Raw genomic sequence first — 18,767 nt, 5'->3', positions numbered from 1 at the left:
GGCGATCCGTTGGGTCGTCCCGCTTTGTTAGTAGTGTTGTGGAAAACTGCGGGTAGATTGTGGAAAACTTAGCGCGATTGTGGAAAAGTTGCGTTTTAGCGATGTTAATTTGGGTGATCAGTACACATTCTGTACTGGCATCGGTTCATACTTACTCCGATGCGAATAGTATCTTGTATCGATCGCTTTCTAAACTTCAAGATGAGCGCGATCGAGCTTGGCAAGTGGTTTTTTATAAGCGGTTTCCGATCGGTCAACCGGACGCGATTCATCTCAGACTGGTTGGATTCCCCGGTTTAGTCACCCTCAATCATGACCAAACGTTAGAAGTCGAAGCGAATCGATCGCTGTTGAGTGCTAAGGATGTAACTTCTCAAGATTTCCCGATCGCTCATGTGGGTGAATATGATTTCAAACCTGTGCTAAATCAATTAGATACCGATACAAAACTGACGCTGATTTTGCACCTTAGTACGGGTGATACACGATTAAAAATTCCAGAAGAAACCGCTTTAGAATGGTGGCGGGTAGCAAGTTGGCAACCCGATCGCGCTCCTTGAATCTGGAGTTTAACAAGATGTCTGTCCCTGATCTTTACGAAGTCGATTTTCATGCTTGGACACAGCAACAAGCTAGCTTTCTCCGTGAGCAGCACTGGAACAAGATCGACTTACCGAATCTAATTGAGGAAATTGAATCATTGGGCAGACAGCAACGCCAAGAACTTCGTAACCGTCTGAGCGTTCTAATTGGACATTTGCTGAAATGGAACTATCAACCGGAAGCCCGAAACCGTAGCTGGCTGGCAACCATTCGGGTGCAGCGACGCGATATCGCTCGGTTACTCAAAGAAAATCCCAGTCTTCAGCCTTATCTTGATTCTGCAATACAGGAAGCCTTTGAAAACGGACGAGATTTAGCAATGGGAGAAACAGACTTACCAGAAGCAACGTTTCCAATCGAGTGCCCTTACAGTTCGAGCGAGATTTTAGACGATCGCTTTTTCCCCGGTGAACCGTCTACACTCCAAAGCTAATGTGATCTTCCTGATACGAGGGCGGCTCAACGTGAATCATCACCCGCACCGGACTATATCGCTCAATTAATCGCGCCTCTACTTCTTCGGTGATTAGATGTGCCGTTTCAACATCTTTCGCACTCACAATCAAGTGCATTTCAATAAAAGTCTGTCGCCCAACGACCCCCCGTGAGGCAATATCATGACAGTTCAGAACACCCGGAACCGTCATCGCGATCGCATGAATCGCTTCAGGCGCGATCGCAATTTCATCGACCAACCACGGTAGATTCTGCTTCAAGACTTGCCACCCACTCCGAAACACCAAAATCGCCACAGGCAGCGCCAGCACAATATCCAACCACTGCCAATTCAGCACCCAAATTCCAATCAATCCTCCCAATACGCTAATCGTCACCCAAACATCACTCATCGTGTGTTGAGCATCCGCAATCAGAATCGGACTATTCACGCGCAGTCCTTCCCGCCGCTCATAGAAGGTAACAAACAAATTCACGCCCAAGACAAGCAACAATATCCAAAGTTCAAACCCAGAAATTCTGACCGGTTCGCCTGCGTAAAACAATCGCTCGATCGCACTTTGCAAAATTTCAAAGCAAGCAATCCCCAAAAAAGCCGCGACTCCTAATGCTCCGATCGCTTCGTATTTCTGATGTCCATAGGGATGATCGCGATCGGGAATCGGTGACGAAAATCGGCTCGAAACCAATCCCAACACGTTACTCGCGCTATCCGTCAAACTGTGGAGCGCATCAGCAATCAGGCTCAATGATCCGGTGAGCCATCCAACGACTGCTTTCAGTAGTAAAACAAAAACATTTAAGAACAAAGTAATGAGTAGAACTTTGCGAACGGTCGATCGATTATCTACAACCATATCTATTCAAAATCGTGATGATTTCAGTGTAGGTCTCATGCTCAAAGAATGCCTAAAAGCTTCATCACTAATAGCTTTTAGCTTTTCATAACGGTTGGATCTTTTTGACAAAGTTCTCAGTATTGAATCGCGATCGCATTCTCTGCACCGCTGGTCTTCGATCGTGTTCTCGAAATTGTTGTGAAAGATTATCAGCTAAAAAATTAGAATGACAAAGACAATAAAAAATCAATCATGACCCAATTCACCTTAAATCTAGACACTGGCTCGGTCGCGTTCCGCTTCACACCCGAAGCCGCTCAAGATCTGAAGACCCACCTGAATGAACTAATGGGACGCTTGAAAACGACAGCGACCACTACGGGAGGGAGACCCGCACCGCAACCCTCAATGGAATATCGCTACACTGGAGATGTATTCCTAGAGTTATTTTGTAATCCGAATATCTGGGCTTCTCCATTTGCGGCAAGAGTGCTGGTTACTCTGCGTGACGATCGCATTCGACTCAACACCGAAGCCGAATTGAGCCGCCTGATCGAAGATGTGAATCAATTTCTTGAACAACATTCATGAAGCGCACGATCGTTTGGTTTCGCCGAGATTTACGCATTAGTGACCATGCTCCCTTGCACAGAGCCGTTTCGCGTGGGGCTGTGATTCCGGTGTTTATCTTCGATCGTGCTTTGCTGCATCATCCCGAAACTGGATCGGCGCGAGTTGCGTTTATGTTGGACTGTTTGCGATCGCTCGATGAGAATTTGCGCGATCGAGGCGGGCGATTGATTCTCCGATTCGGTGATCCGGTCGAAATCTTACCAAATCTCATTCGAGAAACTGGATCAGATGGCATCTATGCTTACGTTGACTATGAACGCATCTACGGGCGCGTCAGAGATGCCCGACTCAATCGCGCTCTAGAAGAGCAAAATCTCAGAATTCGCTGGTTTGAACCGACTGCCGCCGCTTCGGAGTTGATGCCCTACAGCGACTACCGAAAGTTTTGGTATCGCGAAATGAGTGCGGAAATGTTGCCCACTCCGCTCAATATCCCGACTCCAGAGGATGTCTTCAGTGAACCGATTCCGACATTAACCGATTTAGGATTACTCCCTGACAATAAACCGATCCCGCCTGCTGGAACGAATGCAGCAAGAGAAATGCTCCAAGCATTCCTAAAAGAAAAGGTTGATCGATATTATTGGCAGCTTTCGTATCCCGGTGCAGAAATCACATCAGGATTAAGTCCACATATCAAATTCGGAGCGATTTCAATTCGTGAGTGTTATCAAATGACACAACGATTGCTGAAATACGAAAGCGATCAGAAAATACAACGAAGTCGAAAACAATTTATCTCACGTTTGCGCTGGGGAAGCGGATTCGCTCAGAGATTCCGCTATCTGCCTCAGTTAGAACTACGATCGCTTTATTCGGTATTCGACCAAGACGGTTGGGACTTCGACGAAACCCTTTACGAAGCTTGGAAAACGGGACAAACCGGATTTCCAATCATTGATGCCGCCGCTCGATGTTTAGAAGCGACAGGCGGATGGATGGCGATGAACTTTCGATCGCGGGCGATCTATTCCAGCTTCTTGAGCAATCTACTCGGTATGGATTGGCGTTACGGTGCGCTTCATTTCATGCGGCATTTAATCGATGGTGACTGTCCGATCGATCATTATCAATGGGCAATGCAAGCCGGAGTCACCCATTGTTTAGATAAAAGCTGGACGCGCATTTACAACCCAGAACAAGCCGCTGTCGATCGCTGTGATCCCAATGGCGAATTTATCAAAAAATGGGTTCCAGAGCTTGCCGATGTTCCCGCTGTTCAATTAGGTCTACCACCACGGGTCAAGGGCTACCCTGCACCAATTTTGAACTATCGAGAAGCACGATCGAGCCGAGTTCAGCGATTAGAAGAACAGCGATCGAACTTTCGCCAAAGTTCCAACGTTTTGCCGTACCTAGCTCGAATGCCTGAATCAGTGCTGCCATTTGGACATGATCAGTTTGAAAGCGAAATTCGATGGGCACAGTTACCTTCACCCGATCTCTTTCCTGCTGCATTGGATTTGGACGAACTAGATTTAGAGCGATCGACGTGGCTCCGATCGTGGCTTGTGGCTCATGTCGAAATCAAACCTCATAAAACCACATCTCGCCGTAAAAAGCCCAACACTGATTCAAATATCATTCAGCTTAGTTTGCTAGATTCACTTCAAGGTAACGAGAGTTGATGTTTTTGCCAATAAACTCGCTCAACATCCGCCCGCCGGAACAGGTGCGTTCCTGTCCGCTGAGAAACATACGGTTCAACTCCTGCTGCATCTAATCGAGCACGTGCTGTCTTTTGCGATCCGCCAATAATCTTAACTGCATCACTAATCGATAATAATTGCTGTCCAATCCTTGCTAATACCGCTTCATCATCTTCATTCGCAATTTCTTTCAATAGCATTTCCGCTAATAACCAACACGCCATCGTATCAGCTTCTGCACGATGCGATTCTCCGACTGGAAACTGAAAATGTTTGACTAAGTTCGGTAAACTGCGTGACGGTAACTCCGACAACATCAAGCGCGAGAATTTTACGGTGCAGAACTGCTCAGACTTCGATCGATAAAACGGAATCCCCAACCGCGCATATTCCGATCGAATAAACGGATAGTCAAAACTAATATTGTGCGCCGTCAAAACGCCCTGCTCTAATAACGGCAAACACTTTGCCCAAACTTCTTCCGGGGGCGGCGCATCTTCTAGCATTTCCTGAGTGATGCCGGTAATGTTCGTAATGATCGGCGGCAGGTTCACACCCGGATTAATTAAATACGTTTCTTGATTGAGAATGCCATCTTTCAAACTAGCGTTTAAAACGGAAACCTCGATCGCTCGACTCCGAGGCGGCTTGTGACCAGAAGTTTCGAGATCGACGACAGTCAAGGTCTGCGAACAGAGATTTCGATAAAACGCAAGGATATCAGTGGATAGCATTCTTCGCATTATGAGTCTAAATATCTCAAAAACTCCGACCTCGAAAAGAAGCCGGAGTTTTGATCATACAAGAGAGTTGAGCGTTACTTCGATTGTGCAGGCTGACGACGATGACCCGAAGATCCCGAAGGTCTAGCACGCTTCACAGGTTTCTGCTTAGGTCCACCCGAAGAGCGTCCAGAGCCGGAGCCATTTTCTTCTGGAGTCGGATCAGTGCCGATCGTCAACCAAGCGGGTCGAGTGCGATCGTAAATCATCTGAAGAGCCGCCGCTGCGATCGTATGCGGTTCGTAATCTTCAGCTAACTGAGACACGATCGGCAAGAACGATGCAACTCGCTCACCTGCGAGAGTTTCACGCACCTGAGACTGCAATTTATCCAGGTAACGCGCTTCGATTTCTGCACGAGTCGGAATTGCTTTGATCTCTAAACGCTGACGCACATGGTTCTCGATGTCACGCAATTTACGTCGATCGAGCGGATGCACGAGCGAAATCGCTGTACCTTCCTTACCTGCACGTCCAGTCCGACCAATCCGGTGAACATAGCTTTCGACACTATCCGGCAGATCGTAGTTAATCACATGAGTCAGGTCATCCACGTGAATGCCTCGTGCCGCGATATCAGTCGCAACCACCCATTTAATCTGCTGCTGACGGAACCGGAGCAATAAACGCTCACGCTGGCTCTGGCTCAAATCACCGTGGTATTCATCCACGCTGTGTCCAGCCGCTTGCAGTTGGCTGGTCAATTCTGCGGCAGCCCGACGAGTCCGAACAAAGATGATCGCTGCTTCTGGATCTTCGAGTTCAAGAATCGGCAAGATTGCTTTTGCTTTATTCCATCCGCGAGGAATCGTATAAGCGACTTGATTAATACGAGACGGTGCAGCTTTCGGTTGCTCGATCGTTACCGTCACAGGCGAATTCAAGAACTTGTTCACCAACTTGCGAATCGAGGGTTCCATCGTCGCAGAGAAGAAAGTCGTCTGACGTTCAGCGGGAGCTTGGCTCAGAATCTTCTCGACATCTTGAATAAAGCCCATATTCAGCATTTCGTCGGCTTCATCGAGTACGAGCCACTCTAGATTGTCGAGTCTTAGATCGCCACGACCGAGTAAATCGATCACGCGTCCGGGAGTTCCCACCACGATTTGAGCGCCGCGACGTAACCGATCGACTTGAAGCTCGATCGATTGTCCGCCGTAAATCGTCACGACTTTGACGCGTCGATCGTTGGTAAACGATCGAATCGCTTGACAGACCTGCATTGCTAGCTCACGAGTCGGAGTCAGAATCAGAGCTTGAACGGTCGGAGATTTTAGATCAATGCGCTCTAGAATCGGAAGACCAAACGCCGCAGTTTTTCCGGTTCCGGTTTGTGCTTGACCGACCACATCGCGCCCAGCGAGTAGATGAGGAATGGCTTGGGCTTGAATCGCAGTCGGGGCAGTAAAGCCGAGTTCTTCCAGATGGCTAATTCGTTCTTCAGACAGTCCGAGGCTTTGAAAAGAAAGGGTCATTGAGTCTCCTAGTAAAAGTAATAGTCTTGCGCCAAAGTGGGCGAAACTCAGGGACGGTCTTTCGCAAACAAGCCAAACCGTCTGAATCGGGCGTAGAGCAGTACGCTACGCAGTGCCAACTAAAGGGCGCGGAAAAAGGGTAAGAGAGTTTAGAAGCGGTGAAGGTCTAACAAGGGTCTAACATTTCGGAATCAAACAGAGTACATCGTCATTTCAACACAGCAGTTTGTACTAAACGATCAGCGCCGGAACTTGGATCAAATCCGCAGCAGTGGCAACTCGACCGTATAAATCGTATACATCAGCATCCACGATCGTCACAGGTACAATCGACCCTAACGGTGCATCGCCTTCGACATATACGAGTCCATCCACATCAGGAGAGAATCGGCTCGATCGACCAATTCGTTCTCCGGTTTGGGGATTCTCTTGCTCGATCAGCACATCCACGACCTTGCCAATCTGAGCGCGATTCTTCTTGAGCGAAATCGGCTGTTGAAGCTGCATCAAGGCATCTCGACGCGCATCCATCACCGATTGGGGCAACTGATTCGACAGCGTGTAAGCAGGGGTGCCTTCTTCGGGTGAGAAGGTAAACACGCCAACGTGATCAAACTCGTGACGCTGAATGAACTGCTTGAGATGCTCAAAGTGTTCATCGGTTTCGCCAGGGAAACCCACAATCAGCGTCGTTCTCAACACGGCATTGGGAATCTCAGCTTTGAGCCGTTCAATGATGCCGTCGTTTACACGACCTTGCCAGGGGCGATTCATCGATCGCAGGACTTCCGGGTGGGAGTGCTGAAGCGGTAAATCGAGGTAAGGGAGAACGTTCGGCGTTTCGCGAATCGCTTCGATCACTTTCGGAGTCAGTCCAGTTGGATAGGCGTAGTGCATCCGAATCCAAGGGACATCAACTTGACCCAGAGCGCGGAGGAGTTCCGCAAGTTTGGGTTCTCCGTACAAGTCTAATCCGTAGTTGGTCGTGATCTGTGAGATCAGGATAATCTCTTTTACGCCTTCAGAAGCGAGATGTTTCGCTTCTTGAACGATCGATTCAATTGTGCGCGATCGCTGGTTTCCTCGCAAGTGCGGGATAATACAAAAGGCGCAACGGTAATCACACCCTTCAGAAATCCGCAGGTAAGCAACTCCTTCGGTCGTGGTGCGATATCGAGGAGTGGTTTCGTCGGCAATATAAGTCGGTTCTTGAGAAACTTCTTTGACGCGCTCTCCAGCTTCTGCGCGTTCGATGACGCTCACAATCTTATTATAGTCGCCTGTGCCCACAAGCGCTACCGCTTCCGGAAGTTCGTCCAAAAGCTGCTCTTGGAAGTGCTGCGCCATACAGCCTGTGATCACAATTTTTTTATCAGCTTCTGCGAGTTCGACCAAGGTTCGCACCGATTCTTCGCGGGCGGCTTGGATAAAACTACAGGTATTGACAATGACATAATCCGCGAGTTCTTCGTCAGCATCGACGGAGTACCCTGCTTGAACGAGTAAACCGAGCATATGCTCAGTATCGATTCGATTTTTTTCGCAACCCAAATGAGAAAAGGCGATCGTTGGCTTGTTGCCCATGTAAAACTTCAGAAATGTAAGTAAAAGAGAATCAAACTAGAATCTTCGATCAAGAGCGAAAGCTGAATGAATTAGCTCGATCGCGATTGGAGTTTCCTCACTATTACTCACCACTCGAAGATGCGGTGTGGTCAGACGCAATCGTTTCGCTACACTACGCTCTATCATAGCGCAGATGTGAAATATTACGTTCTGTTAAATCAGAATTTTTTCGGATGCGTTTCAAAAGTGAGAAAAAAAACAAGGGACAGCCAGAATGACCGCCCCCCGAAAATTTAGCGCACCGAGAAGGCTTCGCTGAATCGTCTTGTAATCGGTTCGATCAAGAACGACAAGATTGATCGATCTCTCGTCACGATATCCGCCGTTCCTGCCATCCCTGGAGAAAGTTCGACTTCGCGACCTCGAACCGCGATCGCTTTACGATCGAGTCGAATCTTCGCCGGATACACAGGACCCAATTCACGCCCGTTCTCATCTCGTTCTGTGACGGCATCCGGGCTAATCGAAATCAATTCGCCCTCGATCACCCCAAATTCCTGATATGGGAACGTCGCCAATTTCACTTTTGCCTTCATTCCGGGCTTCACGAATCCAATATCGCGATTAAGGATTTTCACCTCTAGAACGAGATTGCGATCGTCAGGCAATAACGAAAGTAGTTCTTCACCTTGCTGAATCGGTCCTTGTGTCGCCTTCAAGTTGTAAACCACGCCATCAAATGGAGCCGTCAAGGATTCGCGGTCTTTCTGTTGTTGGGTGGCAACTGAAATTTCGCCCTGTTTCTTGGTCAATTCTTCTCGACGTTGCTTCAACTGAGTCAGGACTTCTGATTGACGCTGAGGAGCCAGTCCTTGCGCCGTACTCCGTGCCGATTCAAAACCCTGTTGAGCCTGATTAATTCGCTCTTGTTGCGCCTCGATTTCTCTCGTCAGTGTGCTGATCTGACCTTCAGCATCATTGATCTGATTGATGGCGCTGGTCAATTGCTGACTGGCTTGGGTCACTTGAGCCTCAGCATTCAATAGTTCCAAATGCGGAACGGCTCCCGTGTTCTCTAGAGTTTTCAGTCGTCGTTGCCGCTCTTGAGCAATTTCGAGATTCTTGCGGGCATCTTCTTTGCTGCTGGTGGCATTCGTCAACGATACACGAGCGTTCACCAGGTTATCTTGGAAGCGCTCTAAACGGGCTTGGGCTTCCGCGATCGAGGCACTCTGCCGATTCGCTTCCGCCACTGCTGCATTCTGTTTCTCGCTAAATTCTCTCTGACGCGATGCGGTCAATTGATCTTGAAGTGCTTGTCCGGTCGCGCCGCCTCCCTGACTTTCTGCTTCCAAACGGCGAATGTCTTCTTGAATCTTCTTCGCGTCATTTTGCAGACTCGCAACGTTCGTTTCGGTCGCTCCTGGGTCGATCTCTAGCAAAGTTTGACCTTTTTGAACGGTCATGCCAGGTTTGACGTTGATTTTTGTAATCGAGCCAACACTAGAAGCGCGGAAGGGTCGAACCTCGGTTGAAGGAATGATTTTTCCGTTGGCGTTGGCGACTTCTTCCACTTCGCTAAAATGCGCCCACCCGATCGTGCCGAGGACAAGAACACTGATGCTGCCTGCCAGCAATCGGGTGTACAACGGCGGTAATTCTTGGACGGCTTTACCCAATTCGTACGAAAGCGAGTCTTCGGGATTGGCAAGTTGGTGACGGGTTTGCTGGGATTGAGCAGGACTGGAAGCTAGGGTAACTCTCATGATCGTTTGGGTAAGTGGGCAATCGCAAACCGGTAAATAACCCTTAAGTCCGACGTTAGATGCGAAAGGGTCTAATAATATTTAACTTAAATTGCCCACAACGATCTGGTTGATTTCGCGAGATGTTTTTTAATTTTTTGGCGCATCTGATTCATTGGATTAAGCCTTTCTTGGTTCCGATATGTTTTGTTGCGGCTTGGGGATTGGTTTTGATGACGGTTTGGCGAGTGTATGAGACGACCCGCGACACGGTGAAGCAGGCGAAACAAATGCACCAAGTCCCTTGCCCGGACTGTCAATTTTTCACGGGGGACTATAATCTCAAATGTCCGGTGCATCCGATGACGGCGCTGTCTGAGGATGCGATCGAGTGTCCGGATTATCGTTCTAAACAATAGTCGATGTTAGTTAAAAATTTGTCGGACTGCCCGGAATTTGTTGCGGGAGATGGAACGCTGCTGCGGGAATTGTTGCACCCGGATAAGCAGGATGTTGAATTGCGGTACAGTTTAGCTCATGCGATCGTGCCTGTGGGTCAGGTGTCGATCGCGCATTCGCTTAAGACTTCTGAGGTGTATTACATTCTCAGTGGAATTGGGGAGATGCACATTGATGATGAAGTGCAAAGGGTGAAAGCTGGGGATGCGATTTATATTCCGCCAAATGCGCGTCAGTTTATCCGGAATGTGGGCGAGGAAGCGATCGTCTTTATTTGTATCGTTGATCCGGCTTGGCGGCAGGAAGATGAAACGGTTTATGAGTCGTGATCGAAGTGCGATCGAGGTTTCTCGCTTCGTTGCGATCCTGCATTGTGAGGGAAGTTGCAACCGAAGTGTTGAAACAAGTGCGATCGAGGTTTTTCGCTTCGTTGCGATCCCGCCCCGGAATGGAATTCGGGGCTGACAGTGCGAAGTCCACTGAAGGGGACTGAAGATTTAGCGTTGGGATTTTAGGGCTTCTTTTGCTTTTACCTCGAACCATGACACGACTTGGGAAATCGTGAGAGATTCGATGTTCGTTTGGTTGGCTTGGGCGATTTGGGTGAGGGGATTGATTGAGGCAATCACAAGCTGCGAGAAGAATTTTTTGAATTCGTTGTCGATGCCGCCTTGTAAGCTTTTGTCTTGGTAGATCCAATCTTCGATTTGGGTGGGGTGCAAGTCTGCGATCGCTTGTCCGGATTTTTGAGCGATTTGTTTGAGCGATCGTAAAGCGTAAATGGCAATCCGCGCTGAGAATTTGTCTTTGGAAGTCAGGAGTGCTTTATCGACTTCGATACATTCATCAGGAGTGAGAAATTCTGAATTCGGCTGCATAGTGACTCTGAGCGTTTAAGGGTGCTCTTGCAATTCTGGCACAGACGAAAAGAAGATTTATCGCTTGAGCAAGGGATAATACAACTGTCCGGTAGCGTTAATTAGTCCGGCTTCGCTGCCTGCTTGCGTTCCAGTTCCGGTAAAGATATCGACGCGACCTGCTCCGATGATTGCGCCGCCCGTGTCTTGATCCAACATAAAGCGATTAATTGGTTTCTGTTCATATTGCCGCTGACGATTCAAAATCGGTAGCTGAGTTTGAATTAACGCTAATGCTCCGGGTGGCATCAATGATTTATCAGTCGCGATCGAGCGATCGGCAGTTACCGGAACCCCTAAACTTCCAAGTGCAGGCGCACCGAATGTATTTCTGAAAAATACAAACCGTCGATTCCGAGGCAAGTAGACATTTAAGTCTTTCGGATTCTGCTCAAAATACTTCAACACATTCGGCAAGTTCAGATCTTCTAATTTCAGCTTGCCGTCTTTGACTAACTCACGTCCAATTCCGGTGTATGGCTGATCGGTTAATCCTGCTACCCCGATCGTCATTGTGGTGCCATCAGTTAAATTCAATCGGGCTGATCCTTGAACCTGAATGAGAAAGGCTTCTAAGCGATCGCGCATCCAAACCAATTCTGAACCGCGTAATTTCCCTTTGCTGCTTTGCAATCCGTCCGCACCTTCGAGTTCTAACCGAGTTGGATGCGGCTTTTTCCATTGAGAAAATCCAGTTGGAAGCACATACAGCGGATAGCGATACTCAGCGGTTGGCTTACGGCTGGCGGTGTGAACTGGCTCGAAATATCCGGTAAAAGCAACGGTGCCTTGATTGTCCTTGCCGATCGATTGATAAAACACAAATTCACGAGCGATCGCACTCGACAAGGCTTGCTCAGATCGAGCCGCAGAGAGTAACTGCCGAAATCGTCTCAGACTGCGAACCACTCGATCGCGGGTAATGGTCTTAACCGGATATTTTGCGTAAGCTTGAATGGCTTTGGGGGTTTCTAAATACTTCAAGCTGTGATCGATCGCGCTAATCATCGATTTGCGATCGCGCAAAATTTGATCATCGATCGCGATCGGAGCATTCGAGATCGATTTAAGCGGTAATGGTGCGGGAGCTGTAACGGGTTTGGGTTGTGCGATCGAGACCGTTGGCACACCGAGAAACAGCAGACTGAGAATGAGCGATCGTTTCATGACTCGTTTTAATCTGAGCAATCGAATTCGACTCTAGAATCCCAAAACAAGTTCCGCTAATCTTCTGCGCCTCTGTGAATCGTTTTAACCCACTTTAATCGCTTCGGACGAATCGACATTCTTAAAGTCGCAGTCGAAACGATCGCGAACCAGTGCATCATGTAAATCGATCCACGCAAGCCTTGAACCATCACAGTTGCCCATTCGAGCAGCGTTTGATCATCCGCACTCTTAAGCCGTCGAACGCGTCGCAATCCCCCGATCGCGCTAAACAAAAACAGAAAGAGCGTCATCGCTGAAATTGGACTGGTCAACATCATCCGATGTCGCAGTGCTGCCATGAGAAAATCAGGAATTGCGGCAGTCGGCATCACATACTGAAGCATCCAGAACATCGCTAAATCGAGGGTTTTCCGAGTTCCCATCCGATTTCGTAGAATCAATCGCCAGTAGTCGAGATAGCGCTGATAGCCACCTTCCGCCCAGCGATTTCGTTGATGCCAAAGCGCGATCGCATTCGTCACTCCTTCTTCGTAAACTGCTGGCTCCGTAACCACTTCGATATCCCACTGATTTAAATGCAGGCGGAAGGTTAAATCCAAATCATCGGTAATGGTTTCCTCGTTCCAACCACCACAATCGAGCAGCGCTTCTCGTCGCACCAATTGACCATTTCCGCGCAGTTCACCCAAGCCACCGACAGCGGCGCGTTGTTGTTGAATAAAAGCATCGAGCGCCATTTCTGCCATTTGCCCTTGAATCCAAAAATTCTTGGACTCTTTCGAGTCGAATTCAGGTTCAGCTTGAATGATCGCTTTTCTCACTTGAATTGCACCGACATCACCCCGATCGAACACGGGCAACACGCGCCGCAGAAAATCGCGATCGACCTGAGCATCCGCATCGAACACCGCAAGAAATTCTCCACGAGTGAGCGGCAAAACTTGATTTAGTGCCCCAGATTTACCGCCGCCTGCATTTGCGGGACGGTGAAACACATTGAGTTGAGAATAGTGGTGCGCGAGTTCATCTAAAATTTCGGCAGTCCGATCGCTGCTATTGTCATTAATCACCCAAACTTCGTAGCGATCGCCAGGGTAATCCAATCCGCACAGCATTTCGACCAATCGCCCAATCACGGCTTCTTCGTTCTTGGCTGCCACCATCAGCGACACCGTTGGAAACAGATCATCGTCCTCGATCGGTTTTGGCAACTGACAGGGACGTGCCAGAATCAGTCGTGCTGCATGAATGCTCATCAGCGTGGTTAGACCGAGAATCAACCAATAGCCCCAAGTTAATAAGTGCAGTACGATCGTACTGCTCCAGATCATCGCGAATACGATCGCTGCTTTTTTCCTACGTCCGTCAAACCCGCGAGAAATCTTTGGATCTTCTGGGTCGGGGAATTCCGTTACCAGTGCTGCCAACGCTTCAAGCTCATGGAAGGAATCGGTTTCTTGCCAGGAATTTTCGGACATAGGTTCCAGTGTCTAACACCCAAGAGTTTTCTAGTGTTGCGTGTGGCTAAAGATTCGGATCGAATCGTAAAGTTTTCACACTCTGACAGCTTACCTTGCGATCGAGGTTTTTTGCCGGATTCTTCTAGGGAGGTGCAGCAATCCAATTTCATTGCAGAGCGCGATCTTCCTATTCAATTCCCACCAATTTCAAATGTAAAAAGCCGTAAGGTTTCTATAAAGCTTCATCAATCTATGGTAAGAATACCGTAGATCTACGGAGGGTTGCCATGAATCCAGCTCGATTCCTTTGGACGACTGCGACGCTGATCGCGGCTTTAGGATTTGTCAGACCTGTGATCGCGCAAATCATTCCCGATGACACGATGGGCAATGAGCGATCGACGGTGCTGCAAGATGCCACCTTTAACGGTGTCCCGCTCAACGTCACGATCAACGGGGTCGTTAACCCGGTCGATGTGATTATCGAGGGTGCTCGACGCGGTAACAATGTCTTTCACAGTTTTTCGCAATTCAACGCTGCTCTTAATCGTGGCACTTACTTTTTCGCTCCCAGTCCCCAGACTCAGAACATTGTTACTCGTGTTACAGGCAATCTTCCTTCAAACATTCTCGGTCGTCTCGGTACATTTCAGATTGTCGGCGACCAAATCTTCTCCTCGAATGCCAATCTATTTCTGATTAATCCGAACGGCATTCTGTTCGGAAACAATGCCTCCTTAGATGTTGGGGGTGCGTTTGTGGCGACCACTGCAAATGCAGTACGGTTCGGCGACAACACCTTCAGCGCTACGAATCCAGAACCCGTCTCTGATGTCCTGCAAGTCAATCCTTCCGCCTTTCTGTTCAACCGCATTCCGACAGCGGACATTACCGTCAGAGCAAACTCACCCAATGGCATTGAGAATGCTGTAGGACTCGCTGTTCCACAGAATCAGAATCTCATTCTCTTAGGCGGAAATATCAATCTAGACGGGGCGCGGCTCACGGCTCTAGGCGGGCGAGTCGAGCTTGGAGCCGTGGCGGGTACAGGGATTGTCGAACTCGCTGCCGATGGGAGTCTGCGGCTTCCAGCAGGAGTCGATCGCGCTGATGTACAACTGAGCGATGCCACCCAGATTGATGTCTCGCTGCTCGATCAAGGTAACATTGGCATCACTGCAAACAACATTCGATTAACGGGCAATAGCCGCATCAGCGCTGGAATTGATGCCCGTGGCGGCTCACCCGACACTCAAGCTGGCGATATCGCGCTAAATGCCACAGGAACCGTCGAACTGACCGAGGAAAGCCGCATTCTGAACAGTGTAAATTCGGCTTTCCTCGGCAACAGCGGTGACATCAACATTACTGCGACTGATTTGTTTGTTACTGGAGGCGGACAGATCAGCACGAGTACTTTTGGTGTGGGGGAAGCGGGCAATGTCAACCTGTTCATTCGCGATCGCGTCTCCCTTACCGGAGGACAAAGCGCCATTTTCACCAATGTTGAACGAAATGCGACTGGGAACGGTGGCAACCTCTTGGTCACAGCAAATGCGCTAGAACTGATTAATGGTGGACAACTGATTGCTAGTACCGACGGTAAGGGCAACGCTGGGAATGTCACAGTTGATGTGCGCGATCGCGTGTTTCTAACTGGCTTTGAAGGCGACTTAAACAGTACGATCTTTAGCCGAGTCGGAGCGAATGCCACCGGAGACGGCGGCAATGTCCGAATCTTTGCCAACACGCTCGATATGACAAATGGCGCAGTGATCAATGCCAGCACATTAGGGCAGGGCAGTGCTGGCATTGTGCGGGTCGAGGTGCAGGATCAAGTTACGCTGAATGATAGTGCTATTCTCAGCGTCGTCACCCAGCAAGCGCAAGGCAACGGGGGTGAATTATTTCTGTCTGCAAATACTTTGGAACTGTTGAATGGCGCACAGCTCAGCGCTAGTTCATCCGGTCGTGGCAATGCTGGAAACGTCACGGTGCAGGTGCGCGATCGAGTTTCACTCGACGGTAATTCTCCAACTAGCTCCTCAACGAGTGCGATTTTCAGTAGCTTGAATGATACCGGAGTCGGTAACAGCGGCAATCTCTTCATCTCCGCAAACACGCTATCGCTGATCAACGAAGCTAGGCTCAATGCCAGTACAAGCGGCAAAGGAAATGCGGGCAATGTGACGATCGAAGTGGGCGATCGCCTTTTGCTCGACAATTCGTTTGTGTTTAGCAGCGTTGTCGAAAATGCAGAAGGTAAAGGGGGAAACCTCGTTGTCACGGCAGATGTGATCGACATGAGAAACGGCGGACAACTGATTGCCAGTACCAATGGTAAAGGAAATGCGGGCAATGTCACGGTCACAGGACGCGATCGCGTGTTGCTAAGAGATACAGCACCCAACGAAGGCTTAAGAACGGCAATTTTTAGCAGTGTGGAAGACCAAGGAGAAGGCAACAGCGGCAATCTCTCTATTTTCACAACCGATCTGGAAATGTCCGATCGTTCTCAACTGACTGCTTCCACGGCAGGTCGGGGAAATGCTGGGAATGTCCGAATCGAGGCGAACGGGCAAGTTCGTTTGGATAACGCGACGATTTTTAGTCGGGTCGGTCAAAATGCGGTAGGCACAGGAGGCAGCGTTTTTGTCGGGGCGAATACGCTGGACTTGCTTAATGGGGGGCAGATTAGTGTGAGTTCGTTAGGAACGGGAAATGCAGGCAATGTGAGGGTGCAGGTAGGCGATCGCATGTCGGTCAGCGGTGCTTCTCCAACCGAAGGCTTTACAAGCGCAATTTTCACCACCGTTGAACAGAATGCAGTCGGAAAGGGCGGGGATTTGTTTATCTCTGCTCGAACGCTAGATCTGTCGAACGGTGGCAGATTTGCAGCGAGTACAAGTGGTCAAGGAGATGCAGGCAATGTGAGGGTTGAAGTCGCCGATCGCTTGTCGTTGAACAATGCATTTATTCTGTCGAGTGTGGAAGGAAGCGGCATCGGTCAGGGAGGCAACTTATTTGTCTCTGCCGGGACACTAGAGATGACGAATGGCGGACAATTGGTTGCCAGCACAGGCGGACGCGGTGATGGTGGCAATGTGACCGTTGAGGTGCGCGATCGCATGCTGTTATCAGGTTCTAGTCCCACTGGAGGATTTTCCAGTGCAATCTTGAGCGGAGTGGGCGAAGGCAGTGTTGGTAAGGGGGGCAATCTCGTGATTTCTGCCAACTCGCTCAGGCTAGAAGATGGCGGGCAGTTTGTGACTAGTACGCGTGGCACTGGGAATGCCGGGAATGTCACTGTCAACGTCAGCGATCGCATGGTGCTGACGGGTTCAATTCCAGATGGAGAGTTTAGCAGTGCCATCTTTAGCAGTGTGCTGCAACAAGGAGTCGGTAAAGGAGGTAATCTCTTTATCTCTGCAAATTCGTTGGAGTTAAGCAATGGAGCACAATTAGCAGTCAACACACTTGGACAGGGCGATGCCGGAAACATTGCGCTGGGAGCAGTAGACAAACCGATCCGATCGCTGTTGATTTCTGGAATCAGTGACGGTGGCTTTTCAAGTGGTTTATTTGCTTCGACCGATTTTGGAGCAGGGGGCAACATTCGCATTTATGCTGATCAGATTCGCCTGAGTGATGGAGCCGTTGTGGATGCTCGCACCTTCCGTACAGGAAACAGTGGCACGATCGACATTCAAACTCGCAATCTTGATTTATTGCGCGGCAGCCAAATTCTTGCACTGACTCAAGGCAGCGGTTCTGCGAACAGTATTACGATCACGGCGACCGATCGTTTATTTGTGTCTGGTGTTGATTCAACCTATGAGGATCGTTTAATTCGCTTCGATCCAGGTCGAATTGCGCCGATTAGTCCTGAGAGCGGCATCTATACTCGTTCTACAGCTCCTGAAAATGCAGGAAGTGCGGGCAGTATCTTTCTGACGGCTCCGCGAATTGAACTCGACGATCGCGCCCGCATTGATGCTCAATCAAGTACGGTCGATGGAGGTAACATCTCGATTCGGGCAGTGGATCGGCTCTTATTGCGAAATAATAGTCAAATCACAGCAACCGCAGGCACAGAAACGGAATTTGGCAATGGAGGCAACATTAATATTGATGCCCGTTTTATCATTGCTGTTCCGAAAGAGAACAGTGATATCAGTGCAAATGCGTCTCAAGGGAGTGGAGGGCGAGTGACGCTGAATGTGACAGGTGGCGTGTTAGGAATTGAAGCGCGATCGCAATCCTCACTACTAAGCGATATTACTGCCACTTCAGCCCAAGGTCCAACCGGAGTCGTAACGCTCAACACTCCCGACACGAATAGTTTGCAGAATAGTTTGACGCAACTTTCGCAAACTGAAATTAACACGAACGAACTGTTAGCCAATAGCTGTATTGTCCGCGATCGTCAAAGTGGGAGCTTTTACATCACAGGCACAGGTGGATTGCCCGCAAAGCCGACCGATGTTTCTGAATATCCCACTGGCGCGATTCAAAGTCCGGTTGCTTCTGGACAAGAGCGATCGATTGCAGAACCTCAAGGTATCTATCAATTACCAAACGGCAAGTTAGTGATGGTACGAGACTGCTCGAACTAACCGACTTTCTCTTCCCACAAGTCAGGAACCGTTTTTCCTTGTCGTCGCAGTTCTGAGTCTAAGAACAACCAGTATAAAATCTCTTCCGCTCGATCGCGTTCTTCTCGAATCGCATCCAAGTGACCTTTTACCGCTTCGTACTGTGATTCGTCTAAACACTCAAATGCCTGCTCAAACTGAATGCGGTGCCGCTCCTGAATTTGCAAAAATTGATAGGCATACTCATCGACACGCGGATCTTCGACCATCCAGCAATGGTCAATCACATACAAAACATCCGATCGCGAAACGGGTTGCACGTCTACTCGGTATCCTTCAACACACAAAGTATTATGTCAGGCGAAGCGAAAAATGGCGCATCGATTCTTCGATCGTAGACAAATGCGACCTTACAAAA

16 protein-coding genes are annotated in these 18,767 nt (G+C 49.1%); 7 read left to right on the top strand and 9 right to left on the bottom strand.

What is annotated here, in order from left to right:
* The first annotated feature begins 59 nt into the window (after nucleotides 1-59).
* Together NIES2104_RS00230 and NIES2104_RS00225 are read left to right on the top strand one after the other, a co-directional pair.
* Nucleotides 60-560 (top strand): DUF3122 domain-containing protein, encoded by a 501-nt coding sequence (locus NIES2104_RS00230; RefSeq protein ID WP_058994632.1) that lies wholly within the window; start codon nucleotides 60-62, stop codon nucleotides 558-560.
* A gap of 17 nt (nucleotides 561-577) precedes the next feature.
* The gene (locus tag NIES2104_RS00225) at nucleotides 578-1,036 is read left to right on the top strand and encodes a DUF29 domain-containing protein (RefSeq protein WP_058994630.1); all 459 of its coding nucleotides are present in this window, start codon (nucleotides 578-580) and stop codon (nucleotides 1,034-1,036) included.
* Here NIES2104_RS00225 and NIES2104_RS00220 read toward each other — a convergent pair.
* Complete coding sequence (locus NIES2104_RS00220) at nucleotides 1,020-1,916, bottom strand: cation diffusion facilitator family transporter (RefSeq protein WP_058994629.1); 897 nt, start codon at nucleotides 1,914-1,916, stop codon at nucleotides 1,020-1,022. The two genes, NIES2104_RS00225 and NIES2104_RS00220, sit on opposite strands and share 17 nt — an antisense overlap.
* Nucleotides 1,917-2,150: 234 nt before the next feature.
* Here NIES2104_RS00220 and NIES2104_RS00215 point away from each other — a divergent pair, with 234 nt between their 5' ends.
* On the top strand, nucleotides 2,151-2,489 hold the full coding sequence (locus tag NIES2104_RS00215; protein ID WP_058994627.1) for a hypothetical protein: 339 nt from the start codon (nucleotides 2,151-2,153) through the stop codon (nucleotides 2,487-2,489).
* Nucleotides 2,486-4,159 carry a deoxyribodipyrimidine photo-lyase gene (locus NIES2104_RS00210; RefSeq protein WP_058994625.1) on the top strand — a complete coding sequence of 558 codons (1,674 nt, stop codon included), beginning with the start codon at nucleotides 2,486-2,488 and terminating at the stop codon, nucleotides 4,157-4,159. Before NIES2104_RS00215 ends, NIES2104_RS00210 begins: the two co-directional genes overlap by 4 nt.
* Here the strand turns inward: NIES2104_RS00210 and NIES2104_RS00205 are convergent.
* The 4 genes from NIES2104_RS00205 to NIES2104_RS00190 all read right to left on the bottom strand — a co-directional run bounded on the left by NIES2104_RS00205 (nucleotide 4,141) and on the right by NIES2104_RS00190 (nucleotide 9,769).
* Nucleotides 4,141-4,914, bottom strand: coding sequence for a PolC-type DNA polymerase III (locus NIES2104_RS00205; protein ID WP_263970872.1), 774 nt, complete (start codon nucleotides 4,912-4,914; stop codon nucleotides 4,141-4,143). The two genes, NIES2104_RS00210 and NIES2104_RS00205, sit on opposite strands and share 19 nt — an antisense overlap.
* Before the next feature lie 83 nt (nucleotides 4,915-4,997).
* Nucleotides 4,998-6,437, bottom strand: a complete 1,440-nt coding sequence (locus NIES2104_RS00200; RefSeq protein ID WP_058994620.1) for a DEAD/DEAH box helicase — start codon at nucleotides 6,435-6,437, stop codon at nucleotides 4,998-5,000.
* A 231-nt stretch (nucleotides 6,438-6,668) separates the two neighbouring features.
* Nucleotides 6,669-8,021, bottom strand: coding sequence for a 30S ribosomal protein S12 methylthiotransferase RimO (gene rimO / locus NIES2104_RS00195; RefSeq protein WP_058994618.1), 1,353 nt, complete (start codon nucleotides 8,019-8,021; stop codon nucleotides 6,669-6,671).
* 275 nt (nucleotides 8,022-8,296) lie between these two features.
* The gene (locus NIES2104_RS00190) at nucleotides 8,297-9,769 is read right to left on the bottom strand and encodes an HlyD family type I secretion periplasmic adaptor subunit (protein WP_058994617.1); all 1,473 of its coding nucleotides are present in this window, start codon (nucleotides 9,767-9,769) and stop codon (nucleotides 8,297-8,299) included.
* 122 nt (nucleotides 9,770-9,891) lie between these two features.
* On the opposite strand from NIES2104_RS00190, the gene NIES2104_RS00185 reads away from it, so the two are divergent.
* Both NIES2104_RS00185 and NIES2104_RS00180 read left to right on the top strand, forming a co-directional pair.
* Nucleotides 9,892-10,167, top strand: coding sequence for a hypothetical protein (locus tag NIES2104_RS00185; protein ID WP_058994615.1), 276 nt, complete (start codon nucleotides 9,892-9,894; stop codon nucleotides 10,165-10,167).
* A gap of 3 nt (nucleotides 10,168-10,170) precedes the next feature.
* Complete coding sequence (locus tag NIES2104_RS00180; protein ID WP_058994613.1) at nucleotides 10,171-10,536, top strand: cupin domain-containing protein; 366 nt, start codon at nucleotides 10,171-10,173, stop codon at nucleotides 10,534-10,536.
* Between the two features lie 168 nt (nucleotides 10,537-10,704).
* Here NIES2104_RS00180 and NIES2104_RS00175 read toward each other — a convergent pair whose 3' ends face one another.
* Genes NIES2104_RS00175 through NIES2104_RS00165 form a run of 3 tightly spaced genes read right to left on the bottom strand, consistent with a single transcriptional unit; the run spans nucleotide 10,705 to nucleotide 13,772 of the window.
* Nucleotides 10,705-11,085: a hypothetical protein gene (locus NIES2104_RS00175; protein ID WP_058994611.1), complete on the bottom strand. Its 381-nt coding sequence runs from the start codon at nucleotides 11,083-11,085 to the stop codon at nucleotides 10,705-10,707.
* A 57-nt stretch (nucleotides 11,086-11,142) separates the two neighbouring features.
* Entirely contained in the window at nucleotides 11,143-12,291 is a 1,149-nt protein-coding gene (locus NIES2104_RS00170; protein WP_058994609.1) for a murein transglycosylase A, read from the bottom strand.
* Nucleotides 12,292-12,347: 56 nt separating this feature from the next.
* A complete protein-coding gene (locus tag NIES2104_RS00165; RefSeq protein WP_058994606.1) occupies nucleotides 12,348-13,772 on the bottom strand; it encodes a glycosyltransferase family 2 protein in 1,425 nt (474 codons plus the stop codon).
* Nucleotides 13,773-14,041: 269 nt separating this feature from the next.
* On the opposite strand from NIES2104_RS00165, the gene NIES2104_RS00160 reads away from it, so the two are divergent.
* A complete protein-coding gene (locus NIES2104_RS00160; RefSeq protein ID WP_058994605.1) occupies nucleotides 14,042-18,370 on the top strand; it encodes a filamentous hemagglutinin N-terminal domain-containing protein in 4,329 nt (1,442 codons plus the stop codon).
* On the opposite strand, the gene NIES2104_RS00155 is transcribed toward NIES2104_RS00160, so the two are convergent.
* The gene (locus tag NIES2104_RS00155) at nucleotides 18,367-18,669 is read right to left on the bottom strand and encodes a hypothetical protein (RefSeq protein WP_156426827.1); all 303 of its coding nucleotides are present in this window, start codon (nucleotides 18,667-18,669) and stop codon (nucleotides 18,367-18,369) included. The genes NIES2104_RS00160 and NIES2104_RS00155 overlap by 4 nt on opposite strands.
* Nucleotides 18,670-18,767: the final 98 nt, after the last annotated feature.

This window comes from Leptolyngbya sp. NIES-2104 (genome assembly GCF_001485215.1).
In the GTDB taxonomy this organism is placed as follows: Bacteria; Cyanobacteriota; Cyanobacteriia; order Leptolyngbyales; family Leptolyngbyaceae; genus Leptolyngbya.
This window is presented reverse-complemented; position numbering and strand designations above follow the sequence as displayed.

Bases quoted from the DNA above. Each gene is read 5' to 3' on its own strand.
- NIES2104_RS00225 (WP_058994630.1), top strand. From the start codon at position 578: ATGTCTGTCCCTGATCTTTACGAAGTCGATTTTCATGCTTGGACACAG.
- NIES2104_RS00220 (WP_058994629.1), bottom strand. From the start codon at position 1,916: ATGGTTGTAGATAATCGATCGACCGTTCGCAAAGTTCTACTCATTACT.
- NIES2104_RS00215 (WP_058994627.1), top strand. From the start codon at position 2,151: ATGACCCAATTCACCTTAAATCTAGACACTGGCTCGGTCGCGTTCCGC.
- NIES2104_RS00210 (WP_058994625.1), top strand. From the start codon at position 2,486: ATGAAGCGCACGATCGTTTGGTTTCGCCGAGATTTACGCATTAGTGAC.
- NIES2104_RS00205 (WP_263970872.1), bottom strand. From the start codon at position 4,914: ATGCTATCCACTGATATCCTTGCGTTTTATCGAAATCTCTGTTCGCAG.
- NIES2104_RS00200 (WP_058994620.1), bottom strand. From the start codon at position 6,437: ATGACCCTTTCTTTTCAAAGCCTCGGACTGTCTGAAGAACGAATTAGC.
- rimO (WP_058994618.1), bottom strand. From the start codon at position 8,021: ATGGGCAACAAGCCAACGATCGCCTTTTCTCATTTGGGTTGCGAAAAA.
- NIES2104_RS00190 (WP_058994617.1), bottom strand. From the start codon at position 9,769: ATGAGAGTTACCCTAGCTTCCAGTCCTGCTCAATCCCAGCAAACCCGT.
- NIES2104_RS00185 (WP_058994615.1), top strand. From the start codon at position 9,892: ATGTTTTTTAATTTTTTGGCGCATCTGATTCATTGGATTAAGCCTTTC.
- NIES2104_RS00180 (WP_058994613.1), top strand. From the start codon at position 10,171: ATGTTAGTTAAAAATTTGTCGGACTGCCCGGAATTTGTTGCGGGAGAT.
- NIES2104_RS00175 (WP_058994611.1), bottom strand. From the start codon at position 11,085: ATGCAGCCGAATTCAGAATTTCTCACTCCTGATGAATGTATCGAAGTC.
- NIES2104_RS00170 (WP_058994609.1), bottom strand. From the start codon at position 12,291: ATGAAACGATCGCTCATTCTCAGTCTGCTGTTTCTCGGTGTGCCAACG.
- NIES2104_RS00165 (WP_058994606.1), bottom strand. From the start codon at position 13,772: ATGTCCGAAAATTCCTGGCAAGAAACCGATTCCTTCCATGAGCTTGAA.
- NIES2104_RS00160 (WP_058994605.1), top strand. From the start codon at position 14,042: ATGAATCCAGCTCGATTCCTTTGGACGACTGCGACGCTGATCGCGGCT.